Source organism: Proteus vulgaris (assembly GCF_033708015.1).
Lineage (GTDB): Bacteria > Pseudomonadota > Gammaproteobacteria > Enterobacterales > Enterobacteriaceae > Proteus.
Genome location: NZ_CP137920.1, coordinates 3869058 through 3891279 on the forward strand (window position 1 = coordinate 3869058; position 22222 = coordinate 3891279).

Sequence of the window (22222 nt, forward strand, 5' to 3'; positions counted from 1 at the left end):
AAAACTCGTTTAAAGAGAGTCATCAATAAACTATACTTATTACTCTCATATTAAATTAAAAATCATCTCTACCAAATAAATTTTCACCCTTCTTTTTACTTTCATTAATATTAATGAGTAAACTTTTCTTATCTTTCACTAAAAATGATTTTCCTTTTACATTAAAAAGCACAGAGGCATGTTTTATTGTGACTTTATTATCATTATTTAATTCCATATTATCGGTGTTAAATATGACATTATTATTAATAATACTTAACTGTCCCCTTACTTTAAAATCCTTACTTTCAATAGTTTGTACACTATTAAACTTATCATTTCTATTTCTATTAAAAATGACTAACTTGGCATTTTTATTAATATTGATTGCTTCACTGCTCTTTATATTTATATTGATTGTTCTCAATCGTCCATCAATAAAAAACTCACCACCATCTAATTTAAAACTATCCGTTGTTAGAACTGCCCCATCTTTGATAGTGAAGATACCATAATGTTGATTTAATCCATCCCATAGATAATCACCAAAAACTGTTTTATTATATCCATTAAGAATATTTAAATCATTTATCTTATTATTACCATATATCTTAATATTATTTGATACAATATTTATTGTCTGTTTTTTAGGTGTCTTTCCCATACCATTAATAATGATTTCTTTATCAGAAATATTATAATGATCTTTATTGTTTACATCATTAATTCCTGTCACTAACGACACATGATTAACACCAGAAAATTGGCACTGATTACACTCGATACCATTAGGATTAGCAATGATAAGTGCGGATGTACTTCCTAAAACAGATAAATTACCGTTTAGCTTACTTGTTTCTTGTGAAGTGACCTCATTAATAATGATATTGGCTTTAGCAGAACGATTATCAATAATAGCGCCTGCATGATTAACATTGAATGACGTAAAAGAGTTAAAAGAGGATCCATTTTCATCGGGTTTTTCAATAAATACCGTTTCAATACCTTCTTTGGTTTTAACCACTTTCAAATCTTTATATTTATGAGTATCAACAACAATTCCATTATCAGATGAATAGACATTAGTTGATAAACATAAAATTAATAAACCATAACGGGACTTAGCAAATAGATTTAATTTTTTCATCATCATTAACTCTTCTTTAAAAAAAGGAAATATAACTCACGATATATTTTGAGTATATAAAAATAAGAACAATGCATAATACAAACATTATTCTTTAGATTGATAAAAAAACATATTTTTCTAAACACCCCATTATTGATAACCTTTTCAAGTTCTATTTCGCTTTATACGCAATGGTAACAACTTGAGTCCTATATAATTTGGTAAGAAGCTATCGCGTCTTTTTTAAAACCTTCGAGATAAGTCATCTACTAAATGCTCACTTGAAATAATAATGTCTAAATCTTGATTGTATTTTAATATAAAAAACCCCCAGTAATTGGTTGTCCAACGACTGGAGGTTACTTCAACACTGAGTTATATTTTATAATTACTATTGAACTTGATATTCTTTGCTATTTAATGCATGAGTGTAAGCTAACATTTCTTTTGTTGAAATACCCTGATTTTTAAATTTACTATAAGCAGAATAAATCAAATCATTATCTTTATTTACCTTAATAATGTTTAATTCGTAATAGTTATCGATTTTTTTATTTGCAATCATACCTGGATAGGTTAATTTCAATCCTTTATCAATAGAATACTCAATATTATCTGATCCAAAATAATTTTTTCTTTCAATAGTAATGAGACCATTACGGTAATTAAATCCGTCCCATAGATAATCACCAAAAACTACTTTACTATATCCTCCAATAACATTTAAATAATCTATATCATAATCATCAATTATCTTAATATTATTTGATACAATATTTATTGTCTGTTTTTTAGGTGTCTCTCCCATACCATTAATAATGATTTCTTTATTAGACATATTATAATGGTCTTTATTATTTATATCATTAACTCCTGTCACTAACGACACATTATTAACACCAGAAAATTGGCACTGATTACACTCGATACCATTAGGATTAGCAATGATAAGTGCGGACGCTTTTCCTAAAACAGATAAATCACCGTTTAGCTTACTTGTTTCTTGTGAAGTGACCTCATTAATAATGATATTGGCTTCAGCAGAACGATTATCAATAATAGCACCTGCATTATTAACATTGAATGACGTAAAATAATTAAAAGAGGATCCATTTTCATCGGGTTTTTCAATAAATACCGTTTCAATACCTTCTTGGTTTTTAACCACTTCCAAATCTTTATATTTATGAGTATCAACAACAATTCCATTGTCAGATGAATAAACATTAGTTGATAGACATAAAATTAATAAACCATAACGGGGTTTAGCGAATAAATTTAATTTTTTCATCATGATTAACACTCCTTTTTAAAAAAAAGAAATATAATTCACGATATATCTTGATTATATAAAAATAAGAACAATGCATAATACGAACATTGTTCTTATTTTATAAAATATATTTATCAATCTTCTGATTAAACTTCTGCGTGATCTTGCTCTACGGCAAAACAAGCGATTCGCTGCCCATCATACTCTTTTAAAGTGGGCTGCAGTTGTGTGCACATACCAAATGCTCGGCGACAACGAGCGGCAAAAGCACATCCTGATGGTGGATTTAACGGACTAGGCAATTCACCTGTTAATTTAATACGCTCTCGTCTTAATTCAGGCGTCAATCTTGGTGTTGCTGATAATAATGCCTGTGTATAAGGATGTTGAGGATTTTCAAAAATTTGAGCTTTTGTTCCTTTTTCTACACAACGCCCTAAATACATTACAATAACTTCATCTGCAATATGTTCAACAACGGAAAGATCATGAGAAATAAAAACATAAGAAAGTCCCATGTCTTGTTGCAGATCCATCATCAAATTCAAGACTTGGGCACGAACAGATACATCTAGTGCAGAAACGGGCTCATCTGCAACCACAATGTCTGGATCAAGCATCAGGCCTCGTGCAATAGCAATACGCTGACGTTGACCACCAGAAAACATATGTGGATATCGGCTATAATGTTCTGTTTTTAATCCTACTTTAGCCATCATTGATAATACTTTTTCTTTCCGCTCAGAAGCATTAAGCGCTGTATTAATCAATAAAGGCTCTTCTAAAATTTGTCCCACTTTTTTACGTGGATTCAATGATCCATAAGGGTTTTGAAATACAATCTGGATCTTTTGGCGACGTAGCTTCTCAGCCGATTTATCTTTAACTAATAGATTTTGCCCACGATAAGAAAGCTCACCTGAAGTCGGGATCTCAATCATCGTTAATAATCGACCTAATGTAGATTTACCACACCCTGATTCACCAACAACAGCCAAGGTTTTACCGCGCTCTAATTCAAAAGAGACACCATCAAGCGCTTTAACTGTTCTTTCTTTTGAAAAAATACCGCCTTTTACGCTGTAATACTTCGCTAAATTAACCGCTTTTAATAAGGGAGTTGATACATTTGGATTAATTTCAGCCATGGGTAGGTCTCCCTGCATTATCTAACGGTGTATGACATTTCACACGGTGCGCCCCTAATTCTTTTAATTCAGGCTCAATCTTATAACATTCATCATGAGCATATGGGCAACGTGGATTGAGTAAGCAGCCTGTTGGGCGATCATAGCGTCCTGGTACAACACCCGATAACGATGCTAATCGTGCTTTATTACTCGCAAATTCAGGAAGTGCTCTTAATAATGCTTGAGTATAAGGATGGCGAGGCGCTTTAAATATTTCTGATGCTTTTCCGGATTCCACCACTTGCCCCGCATACATTACAATAATGGTGTCTGCGGCTTCCGCCACTAATGCGAGATCATGCGTGATCAACACGAGCGCCATATTTTCTTGTTTTTGTAAATCTAGCAAAAGTTCTATGATTTGAGCCTGAATAGTCACATCCAGTGCCGTGGTTGGTTCATCAGCAATCAATAATTTAGGGCGACAAGCAATTGCCATTGCAATCATAACACGCTGGCTCATTCCCCCTGAAAGCTGATGTGGATAGACATCTAAGCGAGAAGCGGGATCAGGAATACCCACCAGCGTTAAGAGGTCGATAGCACGTTGTTTGCGTGTTTTACGACTTCCTCCCTGATGGACTTTTAAGGCTTCCATAATTTGATAGCCAACCGTAAAACAAGGATTCAAGCTTGTCATAGGATCTTGGAAAATCATCGCAACATCGGCTCCGACTAAATTGCGTCGTTCTGATTCAGAGATTTTCATCAGATCTCTGCCATCAAAATAGAGCTCTTTTGCGCTCACTCGCCCCGGAAAATCGATAAGCCCCATAATCGCCAATGAGCTAACGGATTTACCTGAACCTGATTCCCCAACAATACCGACAACTTGCCCTTCTTCAACTTGATAGCTAATTCGGTCTACCGCCTTAAACGGAGTATCTTCATCACCAAAGTGAACAGATAGTTGATTAATATTTAGTAATGCCATGTTCTTACCCCGTTACTGCTTTAATTTCGGATCAAGCGCGTCTCGTAAACCATCACCCATTAAGTTAAAGGCTAATACGGTAAACAAAATCGCCAAACCAGGAAACGTTACAACCCACCATGCACTTTGTGTAAACTGTAATACATCAGACAACATGGTTCCCCATTCAGGTGTTGGTGGCTGCGCGCCCATCCCTAAAAAGCCTAATGCTGCCATATCTAAGATTGCATTAGAAAAACCTAAAGAAGCTTGAACAATTAAAGGAGCAAGACAGTTAGGTAAGATATTAATAAACATCTGACGCAATGAACCCGCGCCAGCGACACGAGAGGCAATCACATAATCGCGATTCACTTCAATTAAGACAGCGGCACGAGTGAGTCGAACATAATGCGGTAAGGCAACAAAAGTTAACGCAATAGAAGCATTAACAATAGAGGGACCAAAAATAGCGACCAAAACTAATGCCAATAATAAACTTGGTAATGCCAGCATGATATCAACAACACGCATAATGCCGATATCCACAAGGCCACCGAAATAACCCGCTGCCAACCCTAGAATAATTCCTAAGATAAGTGATAGTACGACAACGATGCAGCCCACCAATAATGAAAGACGAGCACCAAACATTAAACGAGAAAGAATATCGCGACCAACATCATCAGTACCGAGAATAAATTGCCAGCTCCCCCCTTCTTGCCAAACAGGGGGCGCTAATAAGAAATCACGAAATTGTTCATTAGGGGCATGAGGTGCAAGAAAACCTGCCAGTAATGCAATAAGCAACATAATTACAATATAGATTAACCCAACAACGGCACCTTTATTTTGTTTAAAATAGTGCCAAAATTCTTGGAAGGGGGTCATAGGAGCCGGTGCACTGATGACCGGTGTTACTTTATTTTCAGTCATTATGCATTCCTTATTTTTTATGGCGAATACGAGGGTTCACAATGCCATAAAGAACATCAACCAACAGATTGACGAAGATAATCATCGTTGCAATTAACAGCACACCACCTTGCACAACGGGGTAGTCACGTCGCTGTAAGGCATCAATCAACCAGCGCCCTAATCCCGGCCATGAGAAAATTGTTTCTGTTAAAATTGCCCCCGCCAGCATTGTTCCAACTTGTAATCCAATAACAGTGACAACCGGCAACATCGCATTGCGTAATGCGTGGATAAGAATAACGCGAGCGCGACTTAAACCTTTTGCTCTCGCGGTTCGAATATAATCTTCGCCTAATACTTCAAGCATCGAAGAACGCGTCATACGCACGATAACAGCTAAAGGAATGGTTCCTAATACAATGGCAGGTAAAATGATGTGATGAACGGCATCTAAGAAATCCCCTTCCTCTCCCCAAACAAAGGTATCAATCAGCATAAATCCAGTCAGTGGGTTACTGTCATCTAAAAAGACGCTATCAGCAAGGCGGCCAGAGACAGGCGTGAGATCGAGTTTTACAGACACTAGCATGATTAACATGATCCCCCACCAAAAGATTGGCATGGAGTAACCAGCTAATGACACACTAATCGCAGTATGATCAAAGATAGAACCACGTTTTACGGCTGCCAAAACCCCCACAGGGATCCCAACCGAAACCGCAAAAATCATGGCGCAAACGCCAAGTTCTAAAGTAGCTTTAAAGCGAGGTAAAAATTCATCCCATACAGGAATGCGGCTTTTTAATGAAATACCTAAATCACCATGGAAAATGCCATTTAGGTAATTGATATATTGTTGCCATAACGGCTTATCCAGTCCCAACTCTGCCATTAAATAAGCATGTCGCTCTGGAGAAAGTCCACGTTCACCAGCCATAATCATTACCGGATCACCGGGAATAAGATGAACAAAAATAAACGTCAGTAATGTAATTCCGATAAACGTAGGGATCACAAGTCCCAAACGTTGAAGGATAAATTGCAGCATATCCTAATTCTCTTTTCAAACATCAGCTAAAAGATAGCGCTGATAAATCAGAGGAAAGTCCCCTGCGCCCACAGTGTACTGAATGTATTCGTTATTATTGAATAGCGGTGCCTTTCATAAAGAAAAGCACCGTACTTAAGGCAACCCAATAATTAGGAATTGCTATTATTTAAGAGAGACATTCTCGAAGTGATGTTTGCCTAATGGATCAACCACGTAGTTTTCTACTTTTTTACTCACTGGTTCATAAACGGTCGAGTGAGCAATAATCAAAGCTGGTGCTTGGTCATGCATCACAACTTGAGCTTGTTTGTAGAGCTCTACGCGCTTTTCATGATCAGCCGCTACTCGTGCAGGCTGGATCAGATCTTCAAATGGCTTATAGCACCATTTTGAATAGTTCGAGCCTTGCTCTTTTGCCGCACAACTAAACAGCGTAGCGAAGAAGTTATCTGGATCTCCGTTATCACCTGTCCACCCCATCATAACTGCTTGGTGTTCACCGGATTTAGCACGCTTGAGATATTCCCCCCACTCGTAACTTACGATTTTGGTTTTAACACCAATTTTTTCCCAATCCGCTTGTACCATTTCAGCCATACGGCGGGCATTTGGGTTATAAGGACGCTGTACTGGCATTGCCCATAAATCGATAGTAAAACCATCAGCAAGACCTGCTTCTTTTAGCAATGCTTTCGCTTTTTCAGGGTTATATTCGTAATCGACGACATCATCGTTATAACCCCACATTGTAGGAGGAATAAGGTTTTTCGCTTTCTGACCAGCACCTTGATAAACCGCTTCAATAATGGCGTCTTTATTCACCGCCATACTTAATGCTTGGCGAACTTTTTGGTTATCCAGTGGTTTTTTCTCAACGTTAAAAGAGATATAACCTACGTTTAAGCCCGGCTGTTCTAACAGATTGATATCGCTATTTTGTTTCATCTTCGCAATATCAGCAGGATTAGGGAAAGGCATTGCCTGGCACTCCCCTTTTTGCAGTTTTGCATATCGAACAGAGGCATCAGGTGTAATAGAGAAAACTAAACGGTCAATATCGGGTTTTTTACCCCAATATTGATCATTGGCTTTATAAAGAATACGAGAATCTTTTTGATATTGCTGTAATTGAAAAGGTCCTGTACCAATGGGATCTAGATCTACTTTCTCAGGTGTACCTGCTTTCATCATATTATCCGCATATTCAGCAGATAATATGGATGCAAAGTCCATTGCCATATCAGCAATAAAAGGCGCTTCTGAGCGAGTTAAAACAAAACGCACGGTATGATCATCAACTTTCTCGATTTTCTCGATCATGTTGTTCATATCCATTCCAGAGAAGTATTCATAACTTCCACCAGAGACTTTATGGTACGGATGTTTTGGATCCATTTGACGCATAAACGTATACATCACGTCATCCGCATTAAATTCGCGTGTTGGTTTAAAGGTTTTACTACTATGCCAATTCACGCCTTTACGCAAATGGAAGGTATACACTTTGCCATCATCACTCACATCCCAGCTTTCAGCTAAACCGGGAATGATTTCGGTTGTCCCCAGTTTAAATTCAACTAAGCGGTTATAGATAGGCACTGAACTTGCGTCATAGGTTGTTCCAGAAGTAAATAACTGAGGGTTAAACCCTTCAGGTGAACCTTCTGAGCAATACACCAATGTTTTTGCCTGCACTCCCGCAGAAACAGCTAATGCGAGCAATCCAATAGTAGCGGTCAAAATTCCTGTCTGTTTTTTGGAGCTTTTCATTATTATTACTCTCCGAAATTGTTCTGTTGTGTTTTGGCTTCCTGTTTAAAAACGGAATACCTTTTTATTTTGTCATTGTTCAATTAACCAACTGTATTCCTTTACGTCAATAAGGGCTCTAGGCCAAAACGAACAAATTACAAACATAAATTAAACAAACACCAAACAATTACAGGATAAAAATTGGACAAATTCGTTTAATAGTAGAGAATAAAACCACACATTAAGTGAGTCTTAAGTTAAATGACTATTTTAAAAAAAACGATATTTTGTGATTGAACGCTTAAATATTAAACGAATATATTGAAATGAAACAAAGAAGTGAGTGGTTTATTCTGTTAGCCCAAAAGAATAATACCACTATCTAGAAGATAATCAGTGCAATACTAAGCTAACTTAAAAAGAGAAAAATACCTTTTTCTCTTTTTAACTACGAGTATGCTATATAACTCGATAATTTATAGTGATTTATTAGATAGCTTATAAAATAAACAGTAAAAAATATAAAATAAACTGCCATAATCAGAAGTTAAATTGGGCATTAAAATTGAACTGTGATCCTGTTTCTTTTCTACTAGCAGGTGCCGATAGCGGTATGCTCCATACAAATTGATAACTAAGTTGTTTAAAGCTCCCTTCTAGCCCTGCTGCCGCACCAACCAAATATTTATTTTTATTATAAAAAACGTTTTTTCTATCTTCTGAGACAGAACCATAATCTATTGCAGAGAATAACATTTGGTTATAAAAAGGTGTAAGCCAAGTGACCTTATGTCGGGAAACAAACTGGTTTGTATCAGAATAGCCTTTGCCTGGTTCAAAGCCATACACGCTATATAGACCGCCAATGTTTGCTTTATCAAGTAACCCATCAATCTCCGATCGCGTCAGTTGAAAGATGATTTCTGGCTGATAAAAAAATGGCTGTGAATTGATTTTAAAAGGAATTAACGCTTCTAAATTAATATTAAAAATGGGTACACCATTAAGTGAATCTATCGGAGAAAGTCTAGCGCCAGGAATAAAAACACTCTGCTTATAAGCCAATTTAGTATTCAGGTAACCCCCTCTCATAAAGCGATAATTTTGCTCGATACCCGCATTAACATAAGGGCTACGACGCTCATGTACTGATAAGCGATAGCCAGACACTTCATTTCGATAAGTGTAATACTGCATTCCTCCACTTAACGTCACCGTGCGCTGTGTTGAGGGTCTAAACTGACGTTGGATCTCAAAAGAAAGAAGTTGTTGGCGATTTTTTTGTAATCCTTTTGTCGCTTCAGATACTCTACTTTTTGATTCAATATTGTAGCCAAATAGCGTAGCACGCCAATATTGGTAAGGTACCTGCCATAACAATATCTGCTTTTTGATACCTCTTGATTTTAAGGTATCAAGTTGACTTGAAAGAATAACCACTAATGTATCATTAAGTTGCGCTAAATTACCCAGACTGAGCTTTGTCGTACCAAATAGATCTCCGTAAATTTTTTGCTCTTTATTATCAATCGATACCGAGCCAGCAATTGTCCTTTTTCCAACTTGAGAGAGGGAAATAATCGACTCATTTTCTTTTGATGATGGTTCTATCTGAATTTTGACATTGCTTTTAGGACGGATTTTGAAATTTTCAGCCCCCTGTTCAATGTCTTTAATATTTAAAATATCGCCTTTTTTTACTGGCACTGCCTGTGAAATCAGATAGTGTTTATCTGTCTGTGTTTTGGAAACAATATCTTGTACTCTCCCGACATTTAATATGATATCCAATATCTCCTCATCAGCATAAAGATCAACTTTACCCACTTCACTCGTCACATATCCAGCATCGTAAAGCATCGCATTAAGGATCTTGATATCTTGTTCTAATAATGACTGCGAATGGCAATGTCCTATTAATGCAGCTTGCCATTTTGCAACTTGGTGTTGTAATGATGGGGAAGAAAATGCCTCAACATGATGAAGTTTTACCTGCTTAATTGAAAAACAGGGTAAAGAAGTCGTGGCAAACTCCATTTTATTTTGTAGTGCTAAATTGACTAGAGAGACATTGTTATTTTGTTGTAATAAGTTATCTCTAAGTTGTGTTTCTGTCGGTAAATCTACGGGTACGGGAAGATCAAGATGATTTTCATTTGCTACAGAGAAAAAAGCGCAACACCATAAAATACTGCAGATTAGAATAGACAACGCAATACGCATTCAATTTACACTCTTATATAAAAAATAGGAGTGCTATGTATATGTAAAGAGAAACAAAAAAGATTTATAAAAAACGTCTTTTACTCTCATTTACTTCCATAGTTACTAATAATGCAACCATGTCGACCTATCAGAAAGTAAAAAGTCATAAAAGATTATTTATGAAGGGATACCAAAACGACAAAACCCCGCTTTAAAAGCGGGGTTTCTTAATATGGTCGGCGAGAGAGGATTCGAACCTCCGACCCACTGGTCCCAAACCAGTTGCGCTACCAGGCTGCGCTACTCGCCGAAAACGAGGTGCATCTTACTGCCAGAAAGCTACTCCGTCAATACTTTTTTAGTATCTCCTGACTGTTCGTATGGTTTTCAAACAAAACGGTTGATTTTTAACTTTTTATCATAAAAAAAGTGAATTTTAGCGTTATTGCAACAAGCTTACCTTCCTTTCTTCGTTTTACTCTCACTTTCTTACTTAACGTTATTTATAAAACATGACAAAAATAAAAATTTATTTTTAATTATTATCGTTTAATAAGCGTGTTTTTTATATAATTCCCTTATGTCAAATCAGGTAGGTAGTTTAGAAGAATGAAACAACGTTGGTGGAGTATCGTACTACTTTTATTATCAACTACACTTCCAGCTCAAGCATCTACAGTTCATGCTTGCCAAGTGTACTTTAAAGAAGCGGATAAATTTATTCAGTATATTTCTCAACGAGAAGATCTAAAGCATAATATGCCAGAGATTAAAGCTAACTTCGAGCAAAGCAAAAAGCTAATAATGACAACGCCTCTGACAAAGCAAAAAGCAATATGTGACAAAGAAATGCAAGAGCTTAATAGTTTGAATAAAATGTTTGGCCCTAAAGAAGAAACAACACTAAATAAATAATCAAATAAACAGTTAATGACTAGATATAATTACTTATTTATTATTTAGTCATTAATTTGATATTAGTTCTTATTTTCATGATTATTATTCGCAGTTGTACTTTCCAATCTTTTTATGCGCTCTTTAGGTGAATTCTCACTTTTATCTTCCCCCTGAGTATAATAATCATAAGGTAATAATAAAGTATCTAATACGGCACTAAAAGGGAAATCGAGAATAACCAATGGTTTCATTGCCCATCCGGTTTCATCATCTTTTAGCATGGTCATGTTATTTTTTGTCCCTGAATAAAGTTCTTTATTCGGGCCAGCGTGAGTCATAACACTCGAGCAACCTGTCAGTAATGTCGTCAAAAATGTGGCTACTAATGTTAAATTTTTACTTGTTGTTCTGAATATCATAAGGCACCTATAAAACGAGATCTGGAGTCAGCGCTTTTTATCATACAGTTAAACCTGTTTTCACTTATAGGACAAGAGAAAGATGATATAAAAAAGCTTAATTTTTTAGTCATTAAATATATAATTTTAGAGTAAGAAAATTTTCACTTTATCTAATTAAAAAAATCATAATAATATTACATAACTATTATGTTTTTATGATATTAGAATTCAACCTTATTTATTTTAATAAGATATTTTAACTCTATATTTATCTTTCTTATTTTTTTGATCTTTATATATGCTGAATCTGTGCGATAAGACACAGCGAGTTTCTTCGTTCTTTGCCAAAATAGGTTTATCGTTTTAGCTCAAATTTTCTCATTTTTATTTTTGGGTACAGGATCTTTTTTATGAGTGATATTGCATTAACAATGGTGATGTTGTCATTAGCAGGCGCTCTAGGTCTTTGGATCGGCAATATCAAAATTTATCGGGTCAGCCTAGGGATAGGTGGTGTTCTTTTTGGTGGCATCATTGTTGGTCATTTTGCTCAACAGTATAATTTGTCACTTAATACACAAACCCTTCACTTTATTCAAGAATTTGGGCTTATTCTTTTCGTTTATACTATTGGTATCCAAGTCGGCCCTGGTTTTTTCTCCTCACTACGTGTTTCGGGCTTAAAACTAAACGCCTTTGCCATATTCATTATTCTGCTTGGCTCAATCATAACTGCATCTATTTATCGTCTATTTGACGTTCCTTTACCTATTATATTAGGTATTTTTTCTGGTGCTGTTACCAACACGCCTTCTTTAGGCGCAGGACAACAAATACTGACGGATCTGCATGTCGACCCAACATCTGTGGGGCAAATGGGAATGGGCTATGCCATGGCTTATCCTATGGGGATCTGTGGCATTCTGCTAGTTATGTGGCTTATTCGTGTGTTCTTTAAAATCAATATTGATGAAGAAGCAAAAGCCTTTAGCAACCAACAACACAGCACTAAAGATGCGCTACATACTATTAATATTGCGGTTAAAAACCCCAATTTAGATGGCTTATTAATGCAAGATATTCCTTTACTCAATGAAGATGCCATCGTCTGCTCTCGCTTAAAGCGCGGAGATAACATTATGGTACCTATGCCATCAACAATTATTCAGTTGGGAGATTTACTGCATATTGTGGGGTCAAAGGAAGATCTCAATAAGGTACGTCTAGTACTTGGTGAAGAGGTCGATGCTTCACTTTCAACATCAACAAATTTACTGCAATCAGTGCGGGTCGTTGTAACAAATGATTCTGTGCTCAGTAAGCGTTTAAAAGATCTGGATCTTAAAAGAAAATACGATGTCGTCGTCACTCGATTGAACCGCGCGGGTATTGAACTGATCCCAAGCAATAATAGTATGTTGCAATTCGGGGATATCCTTAATGTCGTTGGGCGCCCTGAATCTATTGAAGCCATTACCGTTCTGCTTGGTAATGCTCGTCAGAAATTAGAACAAGTTCAAATGCTCCCAGTCTTTATTGGTATTGGCTTAGGCGTTTTACTTGGTTCTATTCCTATTTTTATTCCCGGTATTCCTGTGGCACTTAAACTAGGGTTAGCAGGTGGTCCCCTTGTTGTTGCCTTAATTTTAGGGCGTATTGGTACATTTGGTAAGCTCTATTGGTTTATGCCTCCAAGTGCAAACTTAGCATTGCGAGAGCTGGGTATTGTCATGTTTCTTGCGGTGGTAGGGCTAAACTCTGGCGGTGAATTTGTCGAAACATTAATTTATGGTCAAGGCTTGAGTTGGATTGGCTATGGTATTTTGATTACGTTATTACCACTATTAATTGTCGGAGTGGTCGCCAGAGTCTTTTTTAAACTTAATTATTTAAGCCTCTGCGGAATGTTAGCAGGTTCAATGACAGATCCCCCTGCATTAGCCTTCGCAAACTCAATTCATAACTCAAGCGGAGCGGCTGCTCTTTCCTATGCCACAGTTTATCCTTTAGCAATGTTTTTACGTATTATAACACCACAATTAATGGCTCTTATTATATGGACTTTGTAGTAAAAATAATAAATATATTAAATAGTTGAACAAAAATTGTTATCAAAATCCACATTTAGCTTAGCAGAGGGACAATTAAGGCAATGAATGGCTCTTATTTAAGCCATAGATTTTATGAATGTCTGTTTTAATAGTTCTCGTGCTAAGAAATTTAGATTGAGACGGATTGCTAAATTTTTAGTAATCAATTTCTTTCCGTCAAACTTATGCTCAAAAGTCCTCGTTATTGTCTTTGCCCCTTCTTCTCGCTGAAGGGGCATTTTTATTAGATATTCACTGGCTGATAGATATTCTCGAGTTCTTCAGCCAGAATTTTTATTCCTTTTTCAATCAATTCAGGCTCAGGTACGTAATTCATTCGCATACATTGATGAGCGTGATCCCATGTATCTTCTAATCCTGGAAAGAAGTAATGTCCTGGCACCATCAATACACCACGTTTTTTCAGGCGGCGGTAAAGCTCTTCACAAGAAACAGGTAAATCTTTAAACCAAAGCCACAAAAAGATCGCCCCCTCAGGCTTATGGATAAGACAACGTTCTTCAGGTAAATAGCGGCGAATAATATGAATAGTTTCAAGTACTCGTTGATGATAGAAAGGACCTATCACATCTTGGGATAATCGCATTAAATCATCACGTTTTAGCATTTCTAATGCCATTGCAGGCCCAATTCCACCAGGTGCAAGGCTAATAATGCCGTTAACATTTGTAATGGCTGAAATCAGCTCTTCATTGGCGATAATAATGCCACAGCGTGCGCCTGGTAAGCCTAACTTAGACAAACTCATACAAAGGATAGTGTTGTCATTCCAACGAGGTGTTGCCTGAGTAAAAATAATACCCGGAAAAGGAACACCGTAAGCGTTATCGATAATCAGCGGGATATTGTGTCGTTTAGCTAAAGCCTCTAGCTTTTCAACTTCGTCATCTGTAATCACATTACCCGTTGGGTTTGTTGGTCTTGAAACACAAATAGCCGCAATATCATCACTGATTTCAAGATGAGCAAAATCAACATGATATTTAAATTGCCCATTCGGCAACATTTCTATTGTTGGTTTATTCGCAACAAACAGATCTTCTTCTAATCCAGAATCAGCATAACCAATGTATTCAGGAGCGATAGGGAAAAGAATTTTACGTTTTTTCCCACTCTTTGTTGTGCCACCTAATAAATTAAATAAATAGAAAAAAGCACTTTGACTACCATTAGTTAGTGCAATATTTTTCGCCGAAATATTCCAGCCTAGCTTCTCTTTTAAACATGTCGCCAACGCTTGTAACATGGCATCTTTGCCTTGTGGACCATCATAGTTACAGACCGCATCACTTAATGAGCCATTTTCTGTCATCTCTTTAAGTAATTGGCGAAAATAATTATCCATTTCAGGAATATGAGCTGGATTTCCACCACCGAGCATCACAGCTCCGGGTGTGCGTATGCCTTCATTTAAGTCTTGCATCAAGCGAGCAATGCCTGAATGCTGAGCAAACTTTTGCCCAAATTGTGATAGTTGAGTCATCTTTGCAGGTATCTTCTATGTTGCTTTCTCGTTAAGAAACACCATACCGCGAGCTTTAATCTGCATCAATAGTTATAATCGAAATGATAGAATAGTAATATTAATATAATTTTAAATATTGAAATATAAAGCTAAAAGTATTCAAAATTAAAGATAACTCAACTCATATTTTACTTTTTATTGGTGTTTTTAGTCTTATCTTGGTGACAAAAACAAGAGAGAATATGGTCATTTACCATACCAACGGCTTGCATAAAAGCGTAGCAAGTTGTCGTTCCCACAAATTTAAAGCCTTTTTTCTTCAGCGTTTTTGCCATTTTATCTGAGATTTCAGTGGATGCAGGCACTTGAGAGATATCACTCCATTGATTAATGATGGGTTTATCATCCACAAATTGCCAAATAAATTGACTAAAATCTTCACCTTGCGCTTCCATCGCCATAAAAATACGTGCGTTATTGATAATGGCGTTAATTTTTCCTCGATGACGAATAATTGCGGGCTCTTGCAATAAAGCTTCAACTTCTTTATCTGTCATTTTGGCAATTTTTTCAGGTGAAAAATCAAAAAAACAGCGACGAAAACCTTCTCTCTTTTTAAGTACGGTATACCAAGATAGCCCCGCTTGTTGACCTTCAAGGCAAATCATTTCAAAAAGCTTATATTTATCTCGCTCAGGTTTACCCCATTCTTCATCATGATATGCCAAATATTCAGGATCATTGGTTACCCAATCGCAACGCTGTTTATTCATTTTCTTATTTCCTTGTTACTAATAACTTTTAATAACACCATTTTATATACTGTATAAACATACATGTAAATAGGCAAAAAAAATTTCAATCTAATTCTTTGAGCATAGTCATAAACTCAATTAAGGGATTATTTTTTTGATCGAGGAAAAATTGCCCTCATTCCTTGCTGTATATCTTTCGTCTAGAAGGTATACTGAAACCTTTCTTTTTATTCTATGTATCGCCATGCGGATATAACATGCAAAAGTTTGATACCAAAACCTTTCAAGGTCTTATCCTGACACTGCAGGATTACTGGGCTCGCCAGGGCTGTACCATTGTCCAACCATTAGATATGGAAGTGGGCGCAGGCACATCACACCCAATGACTTGTTTACGAGCATTAGGACCAGAGCCTATTGCTGCGGCTTATGTACAGCCTTCACGTCGTCCAACAGACGGACGTTACGGTGAAAATCCTAACCGCTTACAGCACTATTACCAATTCCAAGTTATCATTAAGCCATCACCTGATAATATTCAGGAGCTTTATCTTGGCTCACTAAGAGAGTTAGGTTTAGACCCAACAATCCATGATATTCGTTTTGTAGAAGATAACTGGGAAAACCCAACTTTAGGTGCTTGGGGCTTAGGCTGGGAAGTTTGGCTCAACGGCATGGAAGTGACGCAGTTTACCTATTTCCAACAAGTAGGCGGATTAGAGTGCAAACCAGTTACGGGTGAAATTACCTACGGCTTAGAACGTCTAGCCATGTATATTCAAGGTGTTGATAGCGTTTATGACTTAGTTTGGTGTGACGGTCCGTTAGGTAAAACCACCTACGGCGATATCTATCATCAAAACGAAGTTGAGCAATCAACCTATAATTTTGAATACGCCGATGTAGACTTCCTATTTTCTTGCTTTGAGCAATATGAAAAAGAAGCGCGTGAGTTGTTAGAGTTAGAAAAGCCTCTGCCTTTACCTGCCTATGAACGTATTTTAAAAGCAGGACACACCTTTAACTTATTGGATGCACGTAAAGCTATCTCTGTGACAGAGCGTCAGCGTTATATTTTACGTATCCGTACTTTAACCAAAGCGGTTGCTGAAGCATATTATGCTTCTCGTGAAGCGCTTGGTTTCCCTATGTGTAAAAAGTAAGAGGCTATCATGACAACTGAGACTTTCCTCGTGGAAATCGGCACAGAAGAATTACCGCCGAAAGCGCTTCGTTCTTTAGCCGAATCTTTTGCTGCTAATTTTACGGCTGAACTGGATAACGCAAATATCACTCATGGTGATGTATCTTGGTTTGCAGCCCCACGCCGTTTAGCCATTAAAGTGGCTAATATGGCAAAATCACAAGCAGATAGAACCATTGAAAAACGTGGTCCTGCGATTGCTCAGGCCTTTGATGCTGAGGGTAAACCAACCAAAGCGGCTGAAGGTTGGGCAAGAGGTAATGGCATTACTGTTGACCAAGCTGAGCGTTTATCAACAGAGAAAGGCGAATGGTTATTTTATCGTGCAGAAGTAAAAGGTGAAGCGGTTAACAAATTACTGATTGGCATGGTAAGCACTGCATTATCAAAATTACCAATCCCCAAATTAATGCGCTGGGGCGATAAAGACACTCACTTTGTACGCCCTGTTCATACAGTCACCTTATTATTAGGTGATACTGTTATTGATGGTGAAATCTTAGGTATCCAAAGCGATCGCGTTATTCGTGGTCATCGCTTTATGGGTGAAGCTGAGTTCACTATTGATAATGCGGATCAGTATCCTGAAATTCTTTATGAACGCGGAAAAGTTATCGCTGATTACGAAACGCGTAAATCAATTATTCTTCATGATGCTCGCCTTGCTGCTGAAAAACTTGGTGGTATCGCAGATTTAAGCGATAGCTTAGTGGAAGAAGTCACTTCATTGGTTGAATGGCCGGTTGTACTAACAGCAAAATTTGAGGAAAAATTCCTTGAAGTTCCTGCTGAAGCACTGGTTTACACCATGAAAGGTGACCAAAAATACTTCCCTGTTTATGATAAACAAGGTGGATTGTTACCTAACTTTATTTTCGTTACTAATATTGAATCTTCTGATCCACAACAAATCATTAGCGGTAACGAAAAAGTCGTACGTCCTCGTTTAGCGGATGCTGAATTCTTCTTTAAAACTGACCGCAAACAACGTTTAGAAGATAACTTACCACGCCTTGAAACGGTATTATTCCAGAAAGATTTAGGCACACTGCGTGATAAAACAGACCGCATTCAAGCATTAGCTGGCTTTATTGCAGACAAAATGGGTGCTGATGTTAATAAAGCAACCCGTGCAGGTTTACTGTCAAAATGTGACTTAATGACCAATATGGTATTCGAATTCACAGATACCCAAGGTGTTATGGGTATGCATTATGCACGTCATGATGGTGAAGCCGAAGAAGTCGCAGTGGCACTGAAAGAACAATATCAACCTCGTTTCGCAGGTGATGAATTACCTTCTAATCCTGTTGCTAGCGCCCTCGCTATTGCAGAGAAGATGGATACACTTGCGGGTATTTTCGGTATTGGTCAACATCCTAAAGGGGATAAAGACCCATTTGCGCTACGTCGTGCATCATTGGGTGTTTTACGTATTATTGTTGAGCAAGATTTACCGTTAGATATTGAAGAGCTAACACAAGAAGCGGTTCGCCTCTACGGTGACAAGCTGACGAATAAAAATGTCGTCAGTGATGTGGTTGAATTTATGTTAGGCCGTTTCCGCTCTTGGTATCAAGAGCTGGGTTACAGCATTGATACTATTCAAGCTGTATTAGCACGTCGCCCAACACAACCTGCTGACTTCAATGCCCGCGTTAAAGCAGTCACTTATTTCCGTACATTAGAAGAAGCCTCTGCATTAGCAGAAGCTAATAAACGTGTTTCTAATATTTTAGCGAAATCCGCTGATGTAAAACTGAATGACGCCGTTTTAGCTTCCGTCTTAAAAGCACCAGAAGAAGTTCAATTAGCAGCGAATCTTGCGGTATTACAAGATAAGTTGGCACCCTTATTTGCAGAACGCAAATATCAGGAAGCATTAGTTGAGCTGGCATCATTACGTGATGTGGTTAATAACTTCTTTGATAAAGTCATGGTAATGGATGAAGACGAAGCGGTTCGTATCAACCGTTTAACGATGTTAAGTCAATTGCGTGAACTGTTCTTAAGAGTCGCGGATATTTCTGTTTTACAATAAATTGTAAAGTTTAAAAAGTGTAAACCGGCATTGTAAAAGCAATGCCGGTTTTTTATCAAAATCATTATTTTCACTTCAATTATCTTTGAGAGGATGATGGACAAGTTCCATAATTCTTATCGATTGTTTATCAATGATATTCACAATAATATGTAATAAATCATCAATATCTTCTGCATGAAAAGATTCAATTTCCGTTTCTATCTCAATAGGAAACCCATTTATTTTACTAAAACTATAACCAAATAGTATAAACCCAGACTCATCATTTATATTTACTTTATTGATATAAATAAGTCTTTCACTATTAATAAATTTAGGGCAGTAATGATGATTGTCTTTAAATAATATTTTTATTTTATTATTAGTGATCATTTCTAGTTTTTCGATAACTATACTTATCTTATTTTCTATTTGCTTTTTTATATCAATGATAGATGATGCTCTATCCAATGAAGCCTTTATCTTTTCAAAAAAATGATTTTCATCGTTCATGTGAAATCCTACAAAATATTGGATAATGATCAAACTTTTTAAAGAAAATATCATCAAGGCAGTGATTGTCATCAGTGAGGATCCGATAAAAATCAATCTGCTCGAGATCTAACTTAAAACAATCCTCTTTTCCATATAAAAATGATGAAGAAAAGATCATTTGATCAAAAACATACCATCGACTCATTGAAGCTGAATTATAATAATATGTACCTAAATTATTTGTTTTCTTATCAGACAAAAGATACCAAAATGGATTAAATAATAACTCTCTTTTCTTTTTTATTATATGGTAATCTCTCGTTGCATATAATGTATTAATCATCGCATCAGAATAAGGCTCTGTATTATAATCCCCCATACAAATAATTTGAGTATCTTTTCCTTTACTCTCAAATAACTTATCAATACTATTCCTCAATTCTTGGGCGGCTATACGCCTGATCTTATCATCAGCACTGAGTACTGATGGCCAGTGTGATAAAAAGAATGTGATCATTTTTTGATTTTCAATTTCTTTAAATACAACACTCACACCGACTCTTATTGTTCTATTATCAGGTTGAAGCTTAGTTAAAAATTTACTTGAGATAAACTCTAATTTACTCATCTTATACATTATAGATATATCAATAAATATACGCCCTATTCTTCCTGATAGATCAATGTATTCCATATTTAATTCGCAAGCTAATTGTTTAAAATCTAGGTTTTCTTTTTTAGAAATCTCACAAAGTGCAACGATATCCAGTGTTCTTTTTTTTATCATTCTCCCAAGGTATTGTTTGGCTAATCCAATGTCTTCTATATTTGTTTTCTTACTTGATCTTATTGGTGGAGATAATCCCATATTCCACCAGCATAAATTCAATTCCATTTTTATATATTATTCCATTAACAATAAATTATCTTTAAATATTACCCATTATTGTTTCATTAAAGTTTAATAATTTAGCACAATAAATAAAAATAGAAAAAACAATAAAATAAATCAAAACAAATAAATATTTTAATTCACATTTAAATTATTAGTTTTTTATTAAGTGAAAGGTATCTTATTATTTAAGATACCTTTTCAATATATTGAAAATTTTTACAGTTCTGTTTTTACGGTAAATATCTGGCGATAACCCTCAATATCACGCATAAATGCAATATATTGGTCATTCGGAGAGAACACGACCGCATCACTACTTGGTGCTTGTGCTGTTCTTTCTGTTAATCGCGTTAACTCACCCGTTTTTGCATGACATAACATCACACTGTTATCACAAATGAAGGTGAGATATTGCCCGTTACTATTCCATGTAAAGGCTGACTGAATATCCCAATCCTGCGAAGTGACTTGCTTTATCTCTTTCGTACTTGGCGATACGGTATATAACTGCACAATACCGTTATCATCTTTCATTAAAAAGGCGATTGCATCACCTTGTGGTGAACTTCTTAACCAGTGACGAGGCTGATTTAAAACACCCGCATATTTCCTATTTGTTGTATTTGTTAGACGAACTTGATGAATACCTTTAGCCACTGCGGGCATTGTTGTGTCGGTTCCTGCCAGTGGCTTATCTCCTTCAATGCTGAAATCCTGATTATCATCTGGTAAATCCACTAGAAAAATATCAGAAACCTTATCGCCACTTTCACTCACAGTATCGCCGATAAATGCAATCGCCCAACGTTGTTGTGAACCATCAGCCTTTGTATAACCTTGAGTACCAATCCAACACTCTTCATAAGCTTTATTAATTTCATCGCTCCCCTTTTGTGGATGCGCGACGGTTTGGCTGATTACAGTGCAAAAATATTCACCGTCATATTCACGTGGGTGTTTTTTAGCAACGCTAACCGCTTTCAGCGGCACAGCAACAGCGACATTACGTTGATCATATTCGCTGCCAAGTTCATGCATGATATGGTCATTGTAAGTAAAACTTAAACGTGTGCCATCAGGACTAAATACATGAACATGTGTACCGCCACGTAATGCACCAGCTTGATAAGGGGATGTCAATGAACAAGCATCAATATTAAATACCCGATTGTTTTCTGACTCATCAACAATCACACCTCGACGATGATGAAAGTCATAATGCCATTCACTATCTGGATTTTCTGGTCCATGAATAAAAGCATAACGTACGGGCTCTGTTGGGCTTACTGTCACAACCCCTGCATGTGCTCCTTGTGTTGCGGTGTAAATGATCTGTTGCTGTTTTGTTTTCGCATGAATTTTTTCTATGGTTAGACCTGTAAAAGATCCGCCATTGGGACGTACATCATAGACTAACCACTGGCTATCTGGTGTCCAAACATTTATATTGGTTAGCTGATGATGACGGCTATCAAACGTAATCTGGTGTTCCTGAAAAGACATATTTATCCTTATCGGGAAATAAATTTCCACATTATAAAAACTAATTAATTTTACCTGGCACTA

At 36.6% G+C, this 22222-nt stretch carries 18 protein-coding genes and 1 tRNA gene; 4 read left to right on the top strand and 15 right to left on the bottom strand.

Going from position 1 to position 22222, the window contains the following annotated elements; translation table 11 throughout:
* Window positions 1-55: 55 nt before the first annotated feature.
* From SB028_RS18175 to SB028_RS18215, 9 genes are all read right to left on the bottom strand, one after another.
* A complete protein-coding gene (locus SB028_RS18175) occupies window positions 56-1129 on the bottom strand; it encodes a filamentous hemagglutinin N-terminal domain-containing protein (protein WP_069369580.1) in 1074 nt (357 codons plus the stop codon).
* A gap of 370 nt (window positions 1130-1499) precedes the next feature.
* Window positions 1500-2402 carry a filamentous hemagglutinin N-terminal domain-containing protein gene (locus SB028_RS18180; RefSeq protein ID WP_069369579.1) on the bottom strand — a complete coding sequence of 301 codons (903 nt, stop codon included), beginning with the start codon at window positions 2400-2402 and terminating at the stop codon, window positions 1500-1502.
* 125 nt (window positions 2403-2527) lie between these two features.
* A complete protein-coding gene (dppF, locus tag SB028_RS18185) occupies window positions 2528-3529 on the bottom strand; it encodes a dipeptide ABC transporter ATP-binding subunit DppF (RefSeq protein ID WP_069369578.1) in 1002 nt (333 codons plus the stop codon).
* Complete coding sequence (gene dppD, locus SB028_RS18190) at window positions 3522-4505, bottom strand: dipeptide ABC transporter ATP-binding protein (protein ID WP_069369577.1); 984 nt, start codon at window positions 4503-4505, stop codon at window positions 3522-3524. The genes dppF and dppD overlap by 8 nt, the downstream gene beginning before the upstream one ends.
* Window positions 4506-4517: 12 nt before the next feature.
* Entirely contained in the window at window positions 4518-5420 is a 903-nt protein-coding gene (gene dppC, locus SB028_RS18195; RefSeq protein ID WP_069369576.1) for a dipeptide ABC transporter permease DppC, read from the bottom strand.
* A gap of 10 nt (window positions 5421-5430) precedes the next feature.
* Window positions 5431-6450, bottom strand: coding sequence for a dipeptide ABC transporter permease DppB (gene dppB / locus SB028_RS18200; protein WP_318859711.1), 1020 nt, complete (start codon window positions 6448-6450; stop codon window positions 5431-5433).
* Window positions 6451-6615: 165 nt separating this feature from the next.
* Window positions 6616-8223, bottom strand: a complete 1608-nt coding sequence (dppA, locus tag SB028_RS18205; protein WP_069369574.1) for a dipeptide ABC transporter periplasmic-binding protein DppA — start codon at window positions 8221-8223, stop codon at window positions 6616-6618.
* A gap of 522 nt (window positions 8224-8745) precedes the next feature.
* The gene (locus SB028_RS18210) at window positions 8746-10428 is read right to left on the bottom strand and encodes a ShlB/FhaC/HecB family hemolysin secretion/activation protein (RefSeq protein WP_069369573.1); all 1683 of its coding nucleotides are present in this window, start codon (window positions 10426-10428) and stop codon (window positions 8746-8748) included.
* A gap of 215 nt (window positions 10429-10643) precedes the next feature.
* Window positions 10644-10720: transfer RNA gene (locus tag SB028_RS18215), tRNA-Pro, on the bottom strand.
* Between the two features lie 299 nt (window positions 10721-11019).
* On the opposite strand from SB028_RS18215, the gene SB028_RS18220 reads away from it, so the two are divergent.
* Window positions 11020-11325 (top strand): DUF5339 family protein, encoded by a 306-nt coding sequence (locus SB028_RS18220; RefSeq protein ID WP_069369572.1) that lies wholly within the window; start codon window positions 11020-11022, stop codon window positions 11323-11325.
* A 62-nt stretch (window positions 11326-11387) separates the two neighbouring features.
* On the opposite strand, the gene SB028_RS18225 is transcribed toward SB028_RS18220, so the two are convergent.
* Window positions 11388-11726 carry a YceK/YidQ family lipoprotein gene (locus tag SB028_RS18225; RefSeq protein WP_069369571.1) on the bottom strand — a complete coding sequence of 113 codons (339 nt, stop codon included), beginning with the start codon at window positions 11724-11726 and terminating at the stop codon, window positions 11388-11390.
* A 392-nt stretch (window positions 11727-12118) separates the two neighbouring features.
* Between SB028_RS18225 and SB028_RS18230 the strand changes: the two genes are divergently transcribed.
* The gene (locus SB028_RS18230; protein WP_318859712.1) at window positions 12119-13777 is read left to right on the top strand and encodes a putative transporter; all 1659 of its coding nucleotides are present in this window, start codon (window positions 12119-12121) and stop codon (window positions 13775-13777) included.
* A 265-nt stretch (window positions 13778-14042) separates the two neighbouring features.
* Here the strand turns inward: SB028_RS18230 and SB028_RS18235 are convergent, their stop codons facing one another.
* Window positions 14043-15302, bottom strand: a complete 1260-nt coding sequence (locus SB028_RS18235; RefSeq protein WP_069369570.1) for a valine--pyruvate transaminase — start codon at window positions 15300-15302, stop codon at window positions 14043-14045.
* Between the two features lie 170 nt (window positions 15303-15472).
* Window positions 15473-16057, bottom strand: a complete 585-nt coding sequence (locus SB028_RS18240) for a DNA-3-methyladenine glycosylase I (RefSeq protein WP_069369569.1) — start codon at window positions 16055-16057, stop codon at window positions 15473-15475.
* A gap of 239 nt (window positions 16058-16296) precedes the next feature.
* On the opposite strand from SB028_RS18240, the gene glyQ reads away from it, so the two are divergent.
* Window positions 16297-17202: a glycine--tRNA ligase subunit alpha gene (gene glyQ / locus SB028_RS18245; protein WP_004246832.1), complete on the top strand. Its 906-nt coding sequence runs from the start codon at window positions 16297-16299 to the stop codon at window positions 17200-17202.
* 9 nt (window positions 17203-17211) lie between these two features.
* A complete protein-coding gene (glyS, locus tag SB028_RS18250; RefSeq protein ID WP_069369568.1) occupies window positions 17212-19284 on the top strand; it encodes a glycine--tRNA ligase subunit beta in 2073 nt (690 codons plus the stop codon).
* Between the two features lie 75 nt (window positions 19285-19359).
* Here the strand turns inward: glyS and SB028_RS18255 are convergent, their stop codons facing one another.
* The 3 genes from SB028_RS18255 to SB028_RS18265 form a co-directional block, all read right to left on the bottom strand.
* Window positions 19360-19779 carry a hypothetical protein gene (locus SB028_RS18255; protein WP_069369567.1) on the bottom strand — a complete coding sequence of 140 codons (420 nt, stop codon included), beginning with the start codon at window positions 19777-19779 and terminating at the stop codon, window positions 19360-19362.
* Entirely contained in the window at window positions 19769-20656 is an 888-nt protein-coding gene (locus SB028_RS18260; protein ID WP_069369566.1) for an endonuclease/exonuclease/phosphatase family protein, read from the bottom strand. The genes SB028_RS18255 and SB028_RS18260 overlap by 11 nt, the downstream gene beginning before the upstream one ends.
* Before the next feature lie 216 nt (window positions 20657-20872).
* Complete coding sequence (locus SB028_RS18265) at window positions 20873-22159, bottom strand: DUF3748 domain-containing protein (protein ID WP_069369565.1); 1287 nt, start codon at window positions 22157-22159, stop codon at window positions 20873-20875.
* Window positions 22160-22222 lie beyond the last annotated feature (63 nt).